The 17,026-nt window shown below is 44.5% G+C and carries 15 protein-coding genes and 1 riboswitch; of the genes, 7 read left to right on the top strand and 8 right to left on the bottom strand.

The features are described 5' to 3' along the window. Nucleotides 1–104: 104 nt before the first annotated feature. The 3 genes from E0Z06_RS05425 (at nt 105) to E0Z06_RS05415 (ending at nt 3,182) form a co-directional block, all read left to right on the top strand. Nucleotides 105–1,067, top strand: a complete 963-nt coding sequence (locus tag E0Z06_RS05425) for a magnesium transporter CorA family protein (protein WP_132582634.1) — start codon at nt 105–107, stop codon at nt 1,065–1,067. A 136-nt stretch (nt 1,068–1,203) separates the two neighbouring features. Then, a complete protein-coding gene (gene rimK, locus E0Z06_RS05420) occupies nt 1,204–2,121 on the top strand; it encodes a 30S ribosomal protein S6--L-glutamate ligase (RefSeq protein WP_132582632.1) in 918 nt (305 codons plus the stop codon). Further along, nucleotides 2,121–3,182: a succinylglutamate desuccinylase/aspartoacylase family protein gene (locus E0Z06_RS05415; RefSeq protein WP_132582630.1), complete on the top strand. Its 1,062-nt coding sequence runs from the start codon at nt 2,121–2,123 to the stop codon at nt 3,180–3,182. Before rimK ends, E0Z06_RS05415 begins: the two co-directional genes overlap by 1 nt. Nucleotides 3,183–3,210: 28 nt before the next feature. Here E0Z06_RS05415 and E0Z06_RS05410 read toward each other — a convergent pair whose 3' ends face one another. From E0Z06_RS05410 to E0Z06_RS05395, 4 genes are all read right to left on the bottom strand, one after another. Next, the gene (locus tag E0Z06_RS05410) at nt 3,211–3,975 is read right to left on the bottom strand and encodes a DUF2884 family protein (RefSeq protein ID WP_243695565.1); all 765 of its coding nucleotides are present in this window, start codon (nt 3,973–3,975) and stop codon (nt 3,211–3,213) included. A 13-nt stretch (nt 3,976–3,988) separates the two neighbouring features. After that, a complete protein-coding gene (locus tag E0Z06_RS05405) occupies nt 3,989–5,647 on the bottom strand; it encodes a FapA family protein (protein WP_132582628.1) in 1,659 nt (552 codons plus the stop codon). A 107-nt stretch (nt 5,648–5,754) separates the two neighbouring features. Beyond that, complete coding sequence (locus E0Z06_RS05400; protein WP_132582626.1) at nt 5,755–6,090, bottom strand: hypothetical protein; 336 nt, start codon at nt 6,088–6,090, stop codon at nt 5,755–5,757. Nucleotides 6,091–6,149: 59 nt separating this feature from the next. After that, nucleotides 6,150–6,812, bottom strand: coding sequence for a DUF2982 domain-containing protein (locus tag E0Z06_RS05395; protein WP_132582625.1), 663 nt, complete (start codon nt 6,810–6,812; stop codon nt 6,150–6,152). A gap of 211 nt (nt 6,813–7,023) precedes the next feature. Between E0Z06_RS05395 and E0Z06_RS05390 the strand changes: the two genes are divergently transcribed. After that, nucleotides 7,024–8,076, top strand: coding sequence for an efflux RND transporter periplasmic adaptor subunit (locus tag E0Z06_RS05390; protein WP_132582623.1), 1,053 nt, complete (start codon nt 7,024–7,026; stop codon nt 8,074–8,076). Nucleotides 8,077–8,078: 2 nt separating this feature from the next. Continuing rightward, nucleotides 8,079–11,204 carry an efflux RND transporter permease subunit gene (locus tag E0Z06_RS05385; protein WP_132582621.1) on the top strand — a complete coding sequence of 1,042 codons (3,126 nt, stop codon included), beginning with the start codon at nt 8,079–8,081 and terminating at the stop codon, nt 11,202–11,204. 51 nt (nt 11,205–11,255) lie between these two features. Here E0Z06_RS05385 and E0Z06_RS05380 read toward each other — a convergent pair whose 3' ends face one another. Both E0Z06_RS05380 and E0Z06_RS05375 read right to left on the bottom strand, forming a co-directional pair. Beyond that, nucleotides 11,256–11,963, bottom strand: coding sequence for an SDR family NAD(P)-dependent oxidoreductase (locus E0Z06_RS05380; RefSeq protein WP_132582619.1), 708 nt, complete (start codon nt 11,961–11,963; stop codon nt 11,256–11,258). Then, on the bottom strand, nt 11,960–12,940 hold the full coding sequence (locus E0Z06_RS05375; RefSeq protein ID WP_132582617.1) for an FAD-dependent oxidoreductase: 981 nt from the start codon (nt 12,938–12,940) through the stop codon (nt 11,960–11,962). Before E0Z06_RS05375 ends, E0Z06_RS05380 begins: the two co-directional genes overlap by 4 nt. A 148-nt stretch (nt 12,941–13,088) precedes the next feature. On the opposite strand from E0Z06_RS05375, the gene msrA reads away from it, so the two are divergent. Then, nucleotides 13,089–13,622 (top strand): peptide-methionine (S)-S-oxide reductase MsrA, encoded by a 534-nt coding sequence (gene msrA / locus E0Z06_RS05370; RefSeq protein ID WP_132582615.1) that lies wholly within the window; start codon nt 13,089–13,091, stop codon nt 13,620–13,622. Further along, a complete protein-coding gene (locus E0Z06_RS05365; protein WP_132582613.1) occupies nt 13,619–14,377 on the top strand; it encodes an amino acid ABC transporter in 759 nt (252 codons plus the stop codon). Before msrA ends, E0Z06_RS05365 begins: the two co-directional genes overlap by 4 nt. 65 nt (nt 14,378–14,442) lie before the next feature. Here E0Z06_RS05365 and E0Z06_RS05360 read toward each other — a convergent pair whose 3' ends face one another. Further along, complete coding sequence (locus E0Z06_RS05360; protein ID WP_132582611.1) at nt 14,443–16,227, bottom strand: TonB-dependent receptor; 1,785 nt, start codon at nt 16,225–16,227, stop codon at nt 14,443–14,445. Nucleotides 16,228–16,264: 37 nt separating this feature from the next. Then, a riboswitch (cobalamin riboswitch) is annotated at nt 16,265–16,450 on the bottom strand. A gap of 79 nt (nt 16,451–16,529) precedes the next feature. Then, nucleotides 16,530–17,012 (bottom strand): YajQ family cyclic di-GMP-binding protein, encoded by a 483-nt coding sequence (locus tag E0Z06_RS05355; protein ID WP_132582609.1) that lies wholly within the window; start codon nt 17,010–17,012, stop codon nt 16,530–16,532. Nucleotides 17,013–17,026 lie beyond the last annotated feature (14 nt).

The raw sequence follows: 17,026 nt of genomic DNA, 5'->3' as shown, positions 1-17,026 counted from the left end.
TAAATTTATCGTCTTAACGTAAACCAAGATGTTACATCCGGCATTTGCCCGTGCAGTGCTTTTATAGGTATGCTGTAGTAAATATTCTTTGCTAAAGCCGCACTATGATTTTAATTAACTTTTTTGAACCTGAAACCAGTAGCTGGCAGCCTATTTCGCTCGCGCAATTGCCAAGCGTACTTTCTGCTGATGCACGGGTGTGGATCAACCTTAACGACGCAAGTATTGACGAGCAACAACAGGTTTTACAGCGTTTTGCCATTGCACCAACGCTAGTAGAAGATTTTATTCGTGAGCGTCACCCGCCCAAATTAGAAGCTCAAGATAACTTTACACTATTAGTTATGCGCGGCTATGCCGATATCGATTTTAGTGAATACATTAGCAGCGCTCAGGTAAATTTAATTTACTCCAAGCAAGTTCTTGTTAGCCGTATCGATTGCCATAACCCGCAGTTGTTAGCGCAGCTAACGCCTAATATTGACAGTAAGCATGGCGCTATTATTTCAGATTGGGTTAAGCAAATTATTATCACGGTATCTGCTAGCTATTTAGAGAAACTGATTAACTTTGAAGATGAACAAAGCGAGCTGGAAGATGCCATGCTGCACCGTGGTAATGACGAGCAGATGGCGCTGATTATGCGTTATCGTTCAGTACTGAGAAAAATTAACCGTAATCTAACCTATCAGAAAGATATCTTTGCCGATGCCATTTATGAAGAGCAGAACCCCTTGCTGCGTAATTTTACTGAAACAGAATTACGCGATTTTTATGAGAAATTTGAACGGCTGCATAGCATGACCGATCTGTACTATGATCAACTAAGCGATTTAGTGCAGGGCTATCTTTCCACCACGTCACACCAAATAAACGAACGGATGAAAGTGCTAACCATGGTAAGTACTATTTTTATTCCCCTAACCTTTATTGTGGGTATTTACGGCATGAACTTTATTAATATGCCAGAGCTACAAATGAATAATGGCTATTTTATTACGTTAGCGGCTATGGCCGCCGGCGGTGTTGCCGGCTTAATTTGGTTTAAAATACGCGGCTGGTGGTAACGCTTACTTAAAACCTAGTTGCTTGATACGCGTAAAATGCAACTGAATTATTTCGTCTTAACAGTAGTATTATTGCTGCCAGTTGCCTCAGACAATTTTACAATAGCGCATAATATTACCGCTTATTGGAGAGCGCATGAAAATTGCGATTTTATCGCGCAATGCAGAATTGTATTCAACTAAACGTTTGGTTGAAGCCGCTATTGAGCGCGGCCATCAGGTGCAGGTTATTGACCCATTAACCTGCTATATCAATGTTAATCGTATTAAATCATCTATTCACCATAAGGGTGAAGCGTTAGAGGGCTTTGATGCCGTGATCCCGCGCATTGGCGCGTCTATTACTTTTTACGGTACTGCAGTGTTACGCCAATTCGAAATGATGGGCGTGTTCACGCTTAACGAATCAGTAGCTATAAGCCGCGCCCGCGACAAGCTGCGCAGTTTACAATTACTCGCGCGCCAAGGTATTGGCTTACCCGTTACTGGTTTTGCCGATAAGCCCGGCGATATTCCCGATTTAATTGAAATGGTTGGCGGCGCACCTTTAGTTATTAAATTACTAGAGGGTACACAAGGCATAGGCGTGGTACTAGCCGAAACCCGCACCGCGGCAGAAAGCGTAATTGAAGCTTTTATGGGTTTAAATGCAAATATTTTAGTCCAAGAATATGTTCGCGAAGCTAACGGCGCCGATATTCGCTGCTTTGTTATTGGTAATAAAGTGGTCGCAGCAATGAAACGCCAAGCTAAGGCTGGCGAGTTTCGTTCTAACTTGCATCGCGGTGGCACAGCGTCAATAGCGCGTCTAAGTAAAGATGAGCGCAGTACTGCTATCCGCGCCGCCAAAACCATGGGTTTGCACGTCGCCGGCGTAGATTTACTGCGCTCTAACCACGGCCCAGTAGTAATGGAAGTAAATAGCTCTCCGGGGTTAGAAGGCATAGAAACCGCAACCGAGAAAGATATTGCCAGCTTAACCATCGCCTTTTTAGAGCAAAAAGTAACTGCGCACAAAAACAAGCGCAAACTTAACACCAAAGGAACCGGCTAATGCAAGCAACGACCACCACCAGAGCGCCCTTTGTGTTAGGCAGTAGTAGCATTACGCCGGGTAGCCGTGCCGTGGTCGACATTCCCTTTGGTAAACTTTATACCCACACTGAGCTTAATATCGGAGCCCATGTTATTCATGGCCGTAAAGACGGACCGGTACTACTGATCACCGCCGCTTTGCATGGCGATGAAATTAACGGCGTAGAAATTTGTCGGCGCTTACTAAAACTGCCACGCTTAAGCCAACTTAAAGGCACGCTAATTGTAGTGCCCATAGTAAATACCTTCGGTTTTGTGCAGCAGTCACGTTATTTACCCGATCGCCGCGATTTAAATCGTAGTTTTCCAGGCAGTGAAAAAGGCTCGTTAGGCAGTAGAATGGCATTTCAGTTTACTGAGAAAATTTTACGTAACTGCACCCACGCCATAGATTTACACACCGGGGCGATTCATCGCTCTAACCTGCCGCAAGTGCGCGCCAGTGCCAAAGATAAAATGGCACTGCGTATGGCAGAAGTATTTAACGCGCCGATTATTATTAAAGCCGCTAGTCGCGAAGGCACTATGCGCGGCACAGCAAACAGTTTAGGTATTCCTATTTTGCTGTATGAAGCCGGTGAGGCACTGCGTTTTGATGAGCAATCAATTAACGTGGGTGTGCGCGGCATTTTAAATGTTATGACCGATTTAGGCATGTTACGCGCCGGCCGTAAGCGCCCGATTACACAGTCATTATTTTCGAAAAAAAGTAGCTGGATACGTGCCGAGCATGATGGCATTGCTCGCTATTATGTGCGTTTAGGCCAAACCGTTAAAACCGGTGATGTAATGGCACATATTTATTCACCCTATTCTGACTTTGAAGTTGCGGTAACTGCACGTTTTGATGGCATTATTATTGGTCGCAACAACTTGCCGTTAGTAAACGAAGGTGAAGCCCTATTTCACGTAGCGGAAGTAAGCTCATTAGACGAAGCGGAAAAAACCCTAGATGCCATAAACGACGAAGTCGATAATGCTATGCCACCGGTATTGTCTGATGAATATGGTGTGGTGTAGTACTTAATCGGCTTAGATGACTGTGGTGTTAGTTTTTCTTCGCCACAACATCGTAGTCTTTTAACGCGGGTAATCGCTGTTGTAATTGTTGTTCTATTTGATCTAACTCTTGCATCTTCTGACAGAACAACGCTGATTTCTCTTCTAGCTCTACCGCTTTGGCGTCTAAGCCTAAGTTTATTTTATCAACTAAATGGCCAACCGACTGCCACTCTTGGTTATCACTACGCTCAAAATTACTATCAGAATGGCGCAGCGCATCGCGCAGTGCGCCCCATACCGCGCCTACTGTGTGTTTAGCTAGGTTATCTAGTTGCGGCTTAAGCTCGCCATATAAAAAGTAATCAAGCTCGTTCAAGCTCTGCGGCGCCAAATAAAAATGCTCATTGGTACGAACAAACCGCGACATCCACTGAAAGGTTGTTTCGCGCACCAGCTCTCGCCATTCTGCCTGCTGCGATTTACTCCCAATACCCGTGAACATAGCTTCGATACTCGATAAACCCAGTTCAACCCCATCTACGGCGATACTGACAATTTCTGGCACAAATTTACGTAAATCATGGCTATATTGCTTTAGTAACACAGCATCATCTGCGGTTAGCGCAATCAGCTCGCCACCAATAAATAATTGTTGATCACCATTAATTTGGACATGAGTACGGTTATTTTGCAAAATTCGAATATGATCTGGAGCAATAAGAATACCGTGTGCAAACGCCATTTCGCACTCAGCAGCAAATAAACCAGTAGAGCTTACTAACATCAATAACAGTAAATAATAGCGTTTCACTGTGTTAACCCTATCAAAAAAACGGCTCTATTGCTGGGCTGCCATCAATTAATAATATTTTTGATGGGCCATATTCGCGACGACTACGCACAATATCTCTGCCAAAGTGCACTTCAACGGCGGCAAACAATTGCTGTCGCACCACAATTAAGGTTTCGCTTAGTTTTTCTTTACGCTGTATTTCAAGCTGCTTTACATCTTCGATTAATGCCAAAGCAACACTGCGATGATCGTCAAACTCTTGCTGTAACGCTTTTTTACGCAGCTCTATTTGATTGTTGCCTTCAATTTTTTTCAGTTTCTCTAATTGTTCACGAATATCCTGCATATCTTTTTTCGCAGCGCTAATACTAGTACGTAAAACATCTTGCTTTTCAGCAATTGGGTCAATTAACCGATTGAGTTCTATATAAATATTGCTGCTAGATGGCGCGCCAAGATTGCCACTAAAAATGCCATAATCTAAGTAGAAGTAACCGCCAATAACTTTACCATTGGGGTTATCTTCTGGCCCAGCGTATACCCTAGCTGCAGAAACCGAGCAATGCATCATTTGCTTATTAACATAGACGTTGCCATCACAAGTTAACTTGGCATATTGCGCAATATTGCATTGAATATCGCCGTTGGCTTTTAGCTCGGTGCTGTATTCCGTGTCTTTTTCAACGTTGGCGATTTGATGGCCAATAATAGAGCCACCAATAGTAATATCGCCGCCAGCTTCAATTAGCGTACCTTCAACAAAGCCTTTAATAAACACATTACCGCCAGCAATTACCTTCATGCCCTCGGCAACATCACCACTGATGACCACCGAGCCTTTAAAGATAATATGACCCGTTGCTAAATCAACATTTTTAACCGTAAAAACTTCATCAACTGTCGCGCCGTTTTCAATAACTCGAGGTAAGCCATCACGCGCGGCAATAAGTAAATCAGCATCGTTAGGCGAAAGTTCAGCGCCATCTCCGAACTGCCATTCAATCAGTTGCCCAGCAACAGCGGGAATAACCGTGCCATTAACCAACATACCATCAACACCGGCCGTTGGCGGATGTCGACGCATTAGCGTATCGCCAGCACGGACAGCGGGAATAACGCCAAAATCGCGTAAGTCCGCTTTGTCTTCAGTTTGTACTAGCGGCTTATTTCGCCGACTTTGCATTTCAGGGATTTGGGGTTCAAAACGAGAGTTTTGGCCATGCACTACCGCCCGGCCGCGAGCAATAACCAGCTTTGTTTTACTGCCGGAGTCGGCTTTACTGGCATGAGTCACCAGCTTAATAATATGTTCTTTACTAAAACCAAAAACTATTCCTGCTTCTTGCGCACCTTTTACCAGCACGTTAGCAGATATCGGGGCTCCGCCCCACGCAGCGGTAATAATAGCCGCAGCAGACATTTGATCTTCCGCTATCATAAACGCGAGCTCAGCATCACGTTTTTCGGCAATACGATAAGTTAAGGGTGTGCCTTCAGGTTGTAGCTGTTCTTTAATTTTTTGCTGTATTTGTTGATATTCGACCAGCAAATTAGCAATTTGATCATGAATAATAAAATATCTGCCGAAACCAGCGGCGCTTAACTGTGAATTCACATCATGCGCACTAAGCGCATCCAGATTTACTGGCACGGTAATTTTTATACTATTGTTGTGCTCTGTAAATTGCATAGGCTTCACACTTTTTAGTTACTGCACGAAAGCTCTTCTAATGAAACAAATTAACGGCACAAAGGCAAGCCCTGTTATGCAATGCAGGGCTGTTTCAGCATAATATGCTAGATATAGTTTTCTTGGTGGATACGAATAAATAAATCTGAATCTTTTTTACTGTAATCGACTTTATATTCTTTATTATTTATCGCTTGAATAAATAATAATGTTTTTACTTCACCAAATACGTCAGAGCTCGAAATATCAACAACTTCGATATAGCGCTCTTTTGCTTCAGCGCGATTAGCAGGTACCGACTCAGTAAAAATTTTTACGCCATGACGCGTAACAACAATACATGGATCGCCATCGTCATTAACAACAACAAGATCTAGTTTTTTGTTTTTATGGATCAATGTATTGCGACCACTGACCAAAAACGGCTTTTCGTAATTATTCATTTACTACCCTGCGTAACGTGTAATAGTGCCAATATTATGATACAGACCGTCAACAGTGTCTAGGTGACTGTATTCTGTACCAATTGTAGTCTCGCTTGATTAATTTGCTGACATAATTGCTGTGTGTCAGTTTCACTCATGGTTACTGGTACAAATAGATCGAAACCCGTTTGCGCCGACAAGCGCTGCATTCGATAAGCAAATGCGGCTTTAATTCCGGTATATTGCTGTTTACTGGTATTAAAATGCTCGCCTTCAACCAGTAGTTCGCTAGCACAACGGCCACTTTCGCAGCCCTGGCGCACCGCTTCTATATATAACGCACGTTGCTCTGACATAATACGTACGGCAAAACGCAGTGGCAAATGCTGCAAAAAACTATCGTAATCGGTGACCTTAAAACCAATATAAGCTAAAGCTCGTTGCTCATATTGCGGTATACCACTATACAGAAAGCTCTGCCACGGTAATGTCCAGTTACCATTGCGATGTCTATACTGTACGCCCAGATCATCCATTTGTAAAAAATAGGCTGGTTCAGCTAACTTAGCCCAACCGGCAAACATACCCAAGCCAGCAGCAACAAAGGCTAAACCCTGCCAAAGTTGTAGCTGATTAACCCACAGCAAACTCACCATTAGTAGCAACGCCATGGCGCCTGAAGCTAACATTAACTTAGCACCACCTAGGCTAGCTGCGGCTTTTATTTTAATAGCTTGCATTTATCAACACTTTTTCACCTTTTATAACCTTATGATGGCAGGTTTGGTGCGTTTATTCTGCATAATTTAGTGGTATTGTGCCTGCATCTAAGCATTGTGGTGCTTAACTAATCGACGAATGCAGTAGTGATTGCGATAACAGGAAATCTAAATTGCGGTTTCTTCCATACAATAAGCCTGTATTTATTATTTTCTGTTACATGGAGTTACTGTGACAAAACTACATTCAAAATTAATTTGGGTAATTCTCATCGCCCTCACAGTTTTTGTTGGCTATTTATATTTTATGCCCAAACAGACTAATGATTCACAACGTGGTTCGGCAGCCGTCGCCGTAAGCACCGCCAAAGTTGAAACCAAAGCCATGATCCGGAGTATCAGCTCGTTAGGTACAGGTATTGCGAATAATTCTATTGCTTTAGTTTCACCAACTAATGACTTTATTACTGAATTGCATATTAGTGAAGGAAAACACGTTAAGCGCGGTGCGATTGTTGCTAAGTTACATGACGTGCAAGAGCGTGCGCGGGTAACTGAACTTGAAGGCGTACTAGAAGATCAGAAACGCCAGTTGGCGCGACTTAAAAACCTCGCTACCTCCCAAGCCACTGCGCAGTCGTTGTTAGACGAACAACAAACTAAGGTAAACACCACACTGGCGCAACTTGATATAGCTAAAGCTCAGCTGGCTGAAATGACTATCTCAGCACCGTTTTCCGGCTATCTTGGCTTACGTCTTGTGAGTGAAGGCGCTTATGTAAATAGCGGCACAGTTATTACCACACTAGACGATTTAAGTGTGCTGCGTGTTGCCTTTAGCGTTGCCGAGCATTACTTGGCCGATATTAAATTAGGCATGCCAATAACGGTTACTAACTCTGCTTATGGCGATATTGAGTTTTTTGGCAAGGTTAGCGCTATTGATACCCGTTTAGACCCGATAACCCGTACGGTAACCGTACACGGTGCATTACCTAACGAGGATTTACGTTTACGTCCAGGCATGCTGTTAAATGTGCAACTTGAGCTGGATAACCGCATGGCCATGCAAATTTCAGAAAAAGCCTTAGTACCCCAACAACAAAAGCAATTTGTGTATAGTGTCGATGCAAATAACGTCGTGCATCAAACTGAAGTTACCATAGGTCAACGCATACCAGGTTGGGTCGAGATATTGTCTGGCTTAAATGAAGGCGATGTCGTAGTGGTAGAAGGTATTCAGAAACTTCGATCTGGCGTTACCATAAATCAGGTTGGGAGTTAATTATGTGGTTGTCTGATACCTCGGTTAAACGCCCCGTTTTTGCAACAGTTATAAATATTCTGCTTATTGTGTTCGGCATTGTTTGTTTTACTATGCTGCCACTGCGCGAATATCCCGATATTGATACACCTATTGTCAGTATTAGTACTAACTATCCTGGTGCTTCGGCAGAGATTGTTGAATCAAAAATTACGCAAATGCTAGAGGATCGCATTAGCGGTGTTGAGGGGATTAAAAATATTAATTCAACCAGCCGTAACGGCCGCTCGTTTATTTCAATTGAGTTTAATGTTGAACGTGATATCGACTCTGCCGCTAACGACGTGCGAGACCGAGTATCACGTGCGCTAAATAATTTGCCCGACCAAGCTGATCCACCAGAAGTATCAAAAGCCAGCGACAGCGAAGATACCATTGTCTGGTTTGTGTTAAATAGCGAAACCATGACCTCATTAGAGCTAACCGATTATGCCGACCGCTATATCGTTGAACGCTTTTCAGTTGTCGATGGTGTCGCACGCTTGCAACTCGGCGGCGCTCGTGATTACGCGATGCGGGTTTGGTTAGATCGCGATGCAATGGCCTCGCGCGGCGTTACGGTGCAAGATGTTGAAGCGGTATTACGTGCCGAAAACGTTGAATTACCAGCGGGTAATATAAAATCTACTGATCGTGATTTTACCGTTCGGGTAGTACGTAACTACAAAACACAACAAGACTTTCGCCGTTTAGTGATTAAGCGCGGTGAGAATAACTACCTAGTGCGCCTAGGCGAAATTGCCAACGTGGTGCTTACCGCTGAAAACGAAGAAAGCGAATTTCGCGGCGACGGTAAAAACTTACTTGGAATAGGTATTATTAAGCAATCAAAAGCCAATACCTTAGAAGTGGTGCGAGCTGCTCGTGCTGAAATGGAACGGATTAAAGAAACCTTACCACAGGGTACAACCATAGAATCGGGCTATGATTCGTCATTGTTTATCGCCGAGTCGATAAACGAAGTGTACAACACCTTGGCCATTGCGATGGCACTGGTAGTACTGGTTATCTTTCTATTTTTAGGCAATATTCGCGCAACCTTTATTCCAGCTATTACTGTGCCAGTTGCCTTGGTTGCAGCGGTAACCGTGCTGTACGCGCTAGACTTTTCTATCAACCTGCTGACCTTACTGGCAATGGTTTTAGCCATAGGCTTGGTTGTAGATGACTCAATCGTTGTACTAGAAAATATTTATCGGCGCATTGAGCAAGGCGAACATCCGCTAATTGCGTCATATCGAGGCGCGCGCGAGGTAGGTTTTGCTGTTGTTGCCACTACCTTAGTGCTTATTGCCGTGTTTGTGCCTTTAGTTTTTATGCAAGGCCAGCTTGGTAAACTCTTTACTGAATTTGCTTTAGCAATGTCAGCTGCAGTGGCGTTTTCAAGTGTTACAGCACTGACACTATCACCGATGTTGTGTAGCAAACTACTTACCCATCAAAAACGCGAAAGCAAGTTAGGCTTGTGGCTTCATGCTGCGTTTCATAAGTTAGAAAATGCCTATCAACGTCAACTAGAAGTGGTGTGCGCTACGCGTTGGCCGGTGATAATTGTGGTCACCTTGTGCTTTGTTGCCAGTTATATGTTGGTAAAAATACTACCCAGCGAACTAGCACCAACGGAAGACCGCGGTACCTTTTTTGTTATGATGAGCCCAGCAGAAGGTGCCAGCTATACCAGTAATAGCCGCAACATGCGTTTAATTGAAGATGTTTTAATGCCTTATTATCAACAAGGCGAATTTAACCGCTTGTTAGTGCGTGTACCTGGTTGGGGTAATAGTGGTGGCATTGCTATTGTTGGCACAGAAAATTGGCACAACGGCAAACGACGGACCCAGGAGCTGATGGGCGAAGTTAGCGACAAGCTAAATGAGATCCCCGATGTGCGAGCTTTTACCTTTATGCGTAGCGGTTTAGGCGGCGGCGGTGGCGGTGGTCGGCCAATTCAATTTGTATTACAAGGCAACACCTATGAAGAGTTGGCACGCTGGCGTGATATTGTCATAGAAAAAGCGGCAGAAAACCCCAACATTCTGATGTTAGATCATGATTATAAAGAAACCGTACCACAGATCTTAGTCGAAATTAATACCGAACGTGCCGGCGACTTAGGGATATCGGTTGGCGCAATTGGCCGCTCGCTAGAAGCGATGCTTGGCGGGCGACGGGTTACCACCTTTTTAGATCGCGGCAAAGAATACGACGTTATTATTGAAGGTAAAGATGACGACTTCACCGCACCTGGTAGTATTACTAATGTGTACTTGCGCTCAGATACCTCTGGGAAACTCATACCTTTAGATAACCTAGTGACATTGCGTGAGGAGGCCACATCGTCAAGCTTAAACCGTTATAACCGCATGCGTAGCATTACGCTAACAGCGAGTATGGCGCCAGGTTATAGTTTAGGCGAAGCGTTAGAATATCTGGAAAACATTGTTGCTACAGAAATTCATGACACTGTAGGCATCGATTACAAAGGCGAGTCACTGCTGTATCAAGAAAGTGGCGACTCGACACTAATGGTATTTATTCTCGCGTTACTGATCACCTATCTGGTGTTAGCCGCACAGTTTGAAAGCTTTATTCACCCGTTAGTTATTCTTATTACTGTACCACTTGGTTTAGTGGGGGCGTTGTCAGGCTTATATTTCGCGGGGATGTCGCTGAATATTTACAGCCAAATTGGTTTAATCATGTTAATCGGCTTGGTAGCTAAAAACGGTATTTTAATTGTCGAATTTGCTAACCAATTGCGTGATGCGGGGGTTGAATTTACTAGCGCAATCCAACGAGCTGCAGCACAACGATTACGACCAATTGTAATGACCGCTTTTACCACCGCAATGAGTAGCATACCGCTGATTGTTGCCACGGGTCCGGGCTCGGAAAGCCGGATGGTTATTGGTATGGTTATTTTTGCTGGTGTGTCACTTGCTACACTGATGACCATTTATGTAGTACCCGTAACCTACATGGTTATTGCACGTAATACGGGTTCACCGAAACGGTTAGAGCAACAACTACACAACCTAGAAAGCAAAGCCGCTGATGAACATCAAGCCGATGAAACTCATCCGCGTTAATCTCTTCACCCATTAAATAATAAAGGCGCATTACGCGCCTTTATTATTTCGTTAAAACGGTAGTTCGCTACCGTCCCAATTTAACAAAGCCCCACTTTGCTCTGGTTGAACTAACTGTGCAACTTGCGCCATACGGGCCGCGGTACTTAGTGTGGTTTGCAGTTGCGTCGGCGGTACGTTTTTCTGAAAGGGCGCAGATAACGCAGTATCAGTAGTGCCAGGGTGCACACTCACTATTGCTGCAGATATATTTAACCGCCCTACTTCAATGCTATAATTTTTTACCAACATATTTAACGCCGCTTTACTGATACGGTAGCTATACCACCCGCCGAGTGCATTATCTGTAATGCTGCCTACCTTAGCGCTAAGCACCAACAGTTTAATGTTGGGCTTTTTGCTGATATAGCTAAACAGTAACTGTAAATAATGTGCCGGCACTGCCACATTGCTGTGCAAACGTTGCAATAAAATATCGGTATTAAGCTGTCGAATCGTTTTCTCCGGCATAGCATTAATATCATGCAACACACCGTTACAGATAAATATCGTATCGGGTTGATGCTGCAACGCGCGTTGCACGCAATCAGCGCTGCGAGCATTATCATTAAAACTATCTTCAAACCAATGCCATCTATTATGGCTTGGTGCGCTCTGCCGGCTTATAACACTAACAACGCCTGACAATCGCTGATAATGCTCAGCTAAGGCTAAACCAATACCGCTGCTACCACCAATAATAAGCACTGACTGGATCATACGCTTAACTGCTGCGCTAACATGTAGCCACTTAACCAAGCGTTTTCTACCCTACCGCCATTTAGCCAATCACCACACAGCGCAAGCGCCATATCAGCGTGATGCAAATAACCCTGTATTGGATAATCCGATGTTTGCTGCGCATAACGCCAGCGATGGCAGTGCGTTACAGTGCCCTGCAACTGCTGCCCTAAGATCCGTTGTAACTGCGATAACGATGCTAGTGCCATTTGCTCAGCGCTTGTATCAAGTTGTTGCTGAGAGAATGTTGGCGAAAAATGCAATAACCATTGCTCCGTCGTTACTCGCCCTTGTTTTGCAGTTTGCCGGGCCAGCCAAGTTAAGGCCGCATCTTCTTTAACAAAAATACCATCAAAGTTATTGCCTGAAGGTTGATGCAAGGCAACATTTACCGCCCAACACGGCTGTAATGCGGCTGCAGCGAAGGCTGCGGCCAGTACATTAAATTGCGAAATAACATTTGCCAACAATAGCGCAGCTTGTTGCTGCGGTATGGCCAAGACCAGTTGACTAAAGCTGCCAAGTGGCTGTTGGTCGCGGTATAGCTGCCAGTGTTTGCCGTCAAAATGTATTCTATCGACACAGCATTCCAGCACCAGCTGAGTTTGTTGTAGTAGCTGTTGCACAGGCTTATGCATCGAGGGCTGACCAATATACCTGACGATATTATCGGGTGATGCCGTCAGCTCAGCGTTTTCATACACTGCCAGCTTAGCTTGCCAAGGCATAATAACGCCATGAGCTTGCCACGTCATACATTGCTGAGAAAACAGTTCAGAACGCGCGGTAAAATACTGCGCGCCTAAATCAATATAACCGTTCTCGGTGCGCTTGCTGCTCATGCGGCCACCGGCGCTACGGCCTTTATCAAAAACTATAACTTTATGGCCATTGCGTACTAGTTCGCTTGCACAGATAGCGCCAGCAATACCGGCACCAATAATGGCTATAGTCACGTTGTCTTTCCTATTTTATGCGATAGACTGCTCATTACGCTGAACTACCTACTCAAGATCAGCAAAATAATGATTACGACATAACCGCAGTTGCGCAAAACCAGTATAATAGTATTTCAACCTAAGCCCTATAGTTCAGGAGAACACCGTGCCACAACAACAAGCGACCTTTGGTGCAGGCTGTTTTTGGTGTTTAGAAGCAGCCATGAATCAGCTTAACGGTGTAATACAGGCGTTAAGTGGCTATATGGGCGGTTCGGCTGACAAGGCAAATTACCATGCGGTATGTAGTGGTAACACCGGGCATGCTGAGGTCGTGCAAGTAGAGTTTGATGACAGCATAATTAGCTATGAGCAGCTTTGTTTGATTTTTTTCAGCCTGCACGACCCTACTCAGTTAAACCGACAAGGTAATGATATAGGTACTCAATATCGATCGGTTATTTTTACCCATAACAGCGAGCAACAAACTAGTGCAGAACAGCTAATTACGACACTAAATGCTGAACAGGTTTATAATACCAATATAGTTACAGCCATAAACTGCGCTACAGAATTTTATATTGCAGAGCACTATCATCAAGGCTATTTTTTACAGCAACCAGAGCAAGGTTATTGTCAGTTTATTGTTGCGCCAAAGATGGCGAAATTTAGACAGCAATATAAGGCATTACTCAAATGATAAAGCTCACTTATATTCTTAGTTTTTCTCTACTTTGTGCTAGCCATATGTTGCTCGCCAATGAGCCGGTTAAACTACGTTTTTGCTATGAAGACAAGCAGTTACTGCCTTACTACGCGGGTAATGGTGCGCAAATTCCTACACCGCCAGGTGCGACAATTGAACACTTACAAGAAGGTATAGCCCTAGTACCTCAACTTAAAGTCACATTTGAGCGCCGCCCTTGGCTAAGGTGTTTACAATTATTAGAGCAAAATAAAGTAGATGCGGTCGTAGCCACATATAATGAATTGCGTCTCAGCTTTGCTGTATTTCCACTCGATGAAAATAATGCACCTGATAGCCGGTTAGCGCTAAATCAGCATGCTACATGTATAGTGCAGCGGGTTGGCGATAATGTAACGCAACGCCTTAAAGATGGCGTAGTTATGGCTAGGCCATTGGGCTATGTAGTACCCGAATACCCGTCGGGTGTTAGCATAGTGCCTGTTCAATCACAGCAGCAGGCGTTTAGTTTAGTAAAGCTAGGCCGCGTTGATGCCACCACTACAACATGTGAAATTAACACCGTGCAGTTACCTAATATGCTAAATGAGCAATTAGAGGTAATTCACCCGCCATTATATGAGTCGACTGGTTATTTAGTGTTTAGCAAAGCTTTTTATAACCAACACAGCAAACTTGCAACTGAGCTGTGGCGAACACTGCAACAAACACAAAACCCAAATCGGTATTATCAGTATTTACCGCAATAGCAAACACATAGCACCAGCCGGCTGCAAAGTATTAAACGCAAACGGCTGGCACAGATACATAGATTTTACTGCGGTGTGTAGTTTATGCTAATACCAAAGTTAGCGCCTGCTGCGGAATAGCTGTGGCTAGTGTAGTACTTTTTATCAAACACATTATCTACTTTAGCTCTTAACGTTAACGCCTGCGTTAGCGTATAACTACCACCAACCCCCCAAAGAGTATGGCTTGGCGCAAGCGGTAAGTCGTTACCTGATAGCCAGTCGGCACCTTGGTAGGTTGCACTTTGATAATCGGCAGTAATAAATATCGTCCACTTATTAAGCTCATAGCTACCACGCCAGTTGACAGTATTTTCCGGCCGTCTGGCTAACCGCTGCCCGGTTAAGGTGTTTTCAGTATCAATCCAGCTATAAGCAAAGTTTTGCCGCGTACCGGCAACATCGACCTGAACAACCAACTCAATACCCGAAATTTTTGCCTGCTCAATATTCTGCGGCGTATAGTTCTCATCAAGCTGGATCAGGTTATCAATATCATTCTCAAACCATGCCAGTTGCACACTACCATTCGCCACACGATAACTGATTGCAACTTCGTCTGCTAAAGTACGTTCTGGAGCTAAATCAGGGTTAGAGTTACCTTGACCCGGATAATATAAGTCATTAAAGGTTGGCGCTTTAAAAGCCGCACCGCGACTAATCCTTAGCTGCCAGGCATCAGTAAACCAGTAACCTGCCGCCAGTTGCCAGGTATTATTACCACCATACTGCGTGGTTAAATCACGCCGTACCGAACCATCTAACTGCACACTGTCTTGTTTAAAATTCAGACCGGTAAATAGCGCACGGTTAATGCGGCTGTCTTCAACATAGTTAACGCCAGAACGGCCAACGTTTTCCGAATACCAGTTCACCCCACCTAACCAACTCAGATTATCAGTGATAGCAGTGCCGGTTTGATAATTGAACTCATCACGCTCAGTCACAAATGGGCTACGTGATTGCGGGCCATAAATAGTATCGTCATCCAGTATCCGGCTTAATTGTGCCTGATGCTGCCACTGCCCCGATTGATGCTCCCAGCCAAGCAGGTAAGTACGGTTAAGGGTATCGGCTTGATCTTCATTGCCCCAACCTGTATCGAACTGATAAAAGCCGGAATTAACATCAAACTGAGCCCGTAACAAACCAAAACTGGTCTGATAATCGGCAGCCAGTTTAGCAAAGCGTTGATCATAACCATCGCGGTCCGGGTCCAGATCTTTACGCACATTAAAACCATCAGCCTGGCTATAACCAGCAGTTGCTCTTACAGCAAGATCGTCAATTTGCCGGCTAACACTAACATCGGCGCCAAACTGGCCATAGCTACCCACATTGGCATTAAGTTCTACTCCCTGAGCCTTGCGTGTAGTAATAGCAATAACACCAGACAGAGCATCAGCACCATACCAGGCAGCGCGCGGCCCCCGCACAACTTCAATACGTTCAATCAATTCCAGCGGCAGCATCGACAACGTTTTATAACCCAAGGTAGCTGAACCACTGCGCACGCCGTCAATCACCACTAAGGAGTGGCCGGTATTGCCGCCACGGATATAAAGACCACTATTTTGTCCCCGACCACCGTCACGTGACAGGTTAATGCCCGGTAATTGCGCCAGTAAGGCGGGTAAGTCGTTGGCCTGACGGGCGACGATATCATCGCGTTCCAATACCGTCACACTGGCTAGCACGTCTTGTTGCGGCGTAGCGGTACGGTTAGCGTAAATACTGATATGTTCGATGTTCTCAGCATTAGCCGAAAAACAGGATGCGACCAACACGGCCGCCAAAGCAGGTTTAAACATGTAAGCTCCGAAAATGTGCCCGCCGCACATTTAATCAAGTTGAAGGATTTTTTCTGGCCGGTCTCCGGGCTAACAACCTGCATATGCCTGCACTCGCCTTCCCATCATCTGACAGTGGCTATGAATACAGATAAGTTGTTTACCGTTGCGGGGGCAGCTCTGGTTTTTACCAGATTCCCGTTTACCTGCGGTTAATTGCAGCACCAAAAAAAGCGGCTCTTGAATAGAGCCGCGTGCAGTCTAATAGCTAGTATGAAAATGTCAATGGCGCTCTGGATGGCTAGCGTGGCGCAGTAACTAAATTAATCGCGAAAATTAGTAAACTGAAACGCTTGTTCTAATTCAGAACTTCGCACTAACGCGATAGCCTCTTGTAAATCATCACGTTTTTTTCCAGTCACTCGCACTTGATCGCCCTGAATCGCCGCCTGAACTTTTAGCTTGTTATCTTTCATTAGTTTAACTAATTTTTTTGCCATATCTTGCTCAATGCCGTGTAGCAAGCTTAAAGTCTGGCTATAGGTTTTGCCTGAGTGTACAACATCGCCATCTTTAAATGAGCGCACATCTAAGCCACGCTTCACTGCTTTAGCAAGAAAAATTTCCAGCATTTGCTGCAATTGAAATTCTGCATCAGCTTTCATCGTAATCACTTTGTCTTTCAAAGAAAACTCAGCTTGTACACCGCGAAAATCAAAACGTGTATCTAACTCACGATTAGAATTCTCTACGGCATTTAGCACTTCTTGCTGTTCTACTTCTGAAACAATATCAAACGAAGGCATTAAACGTCTCCTTA

Origin of the sequence: Rheinheimera sp. D18, from assembly GCF_004345025.1 — a bacterium.
GTDB lineage: Bacteria > Pseudomonadota > Gammaproteobacteria > Enterobacterales > Alteromonadaceae > Alishewanella > Alishewanella metallidurans.
Note: the sequence above shows the minus strand (reverse complement) of the source record. Positions and strands in the feature narration are given on the sequence as shown.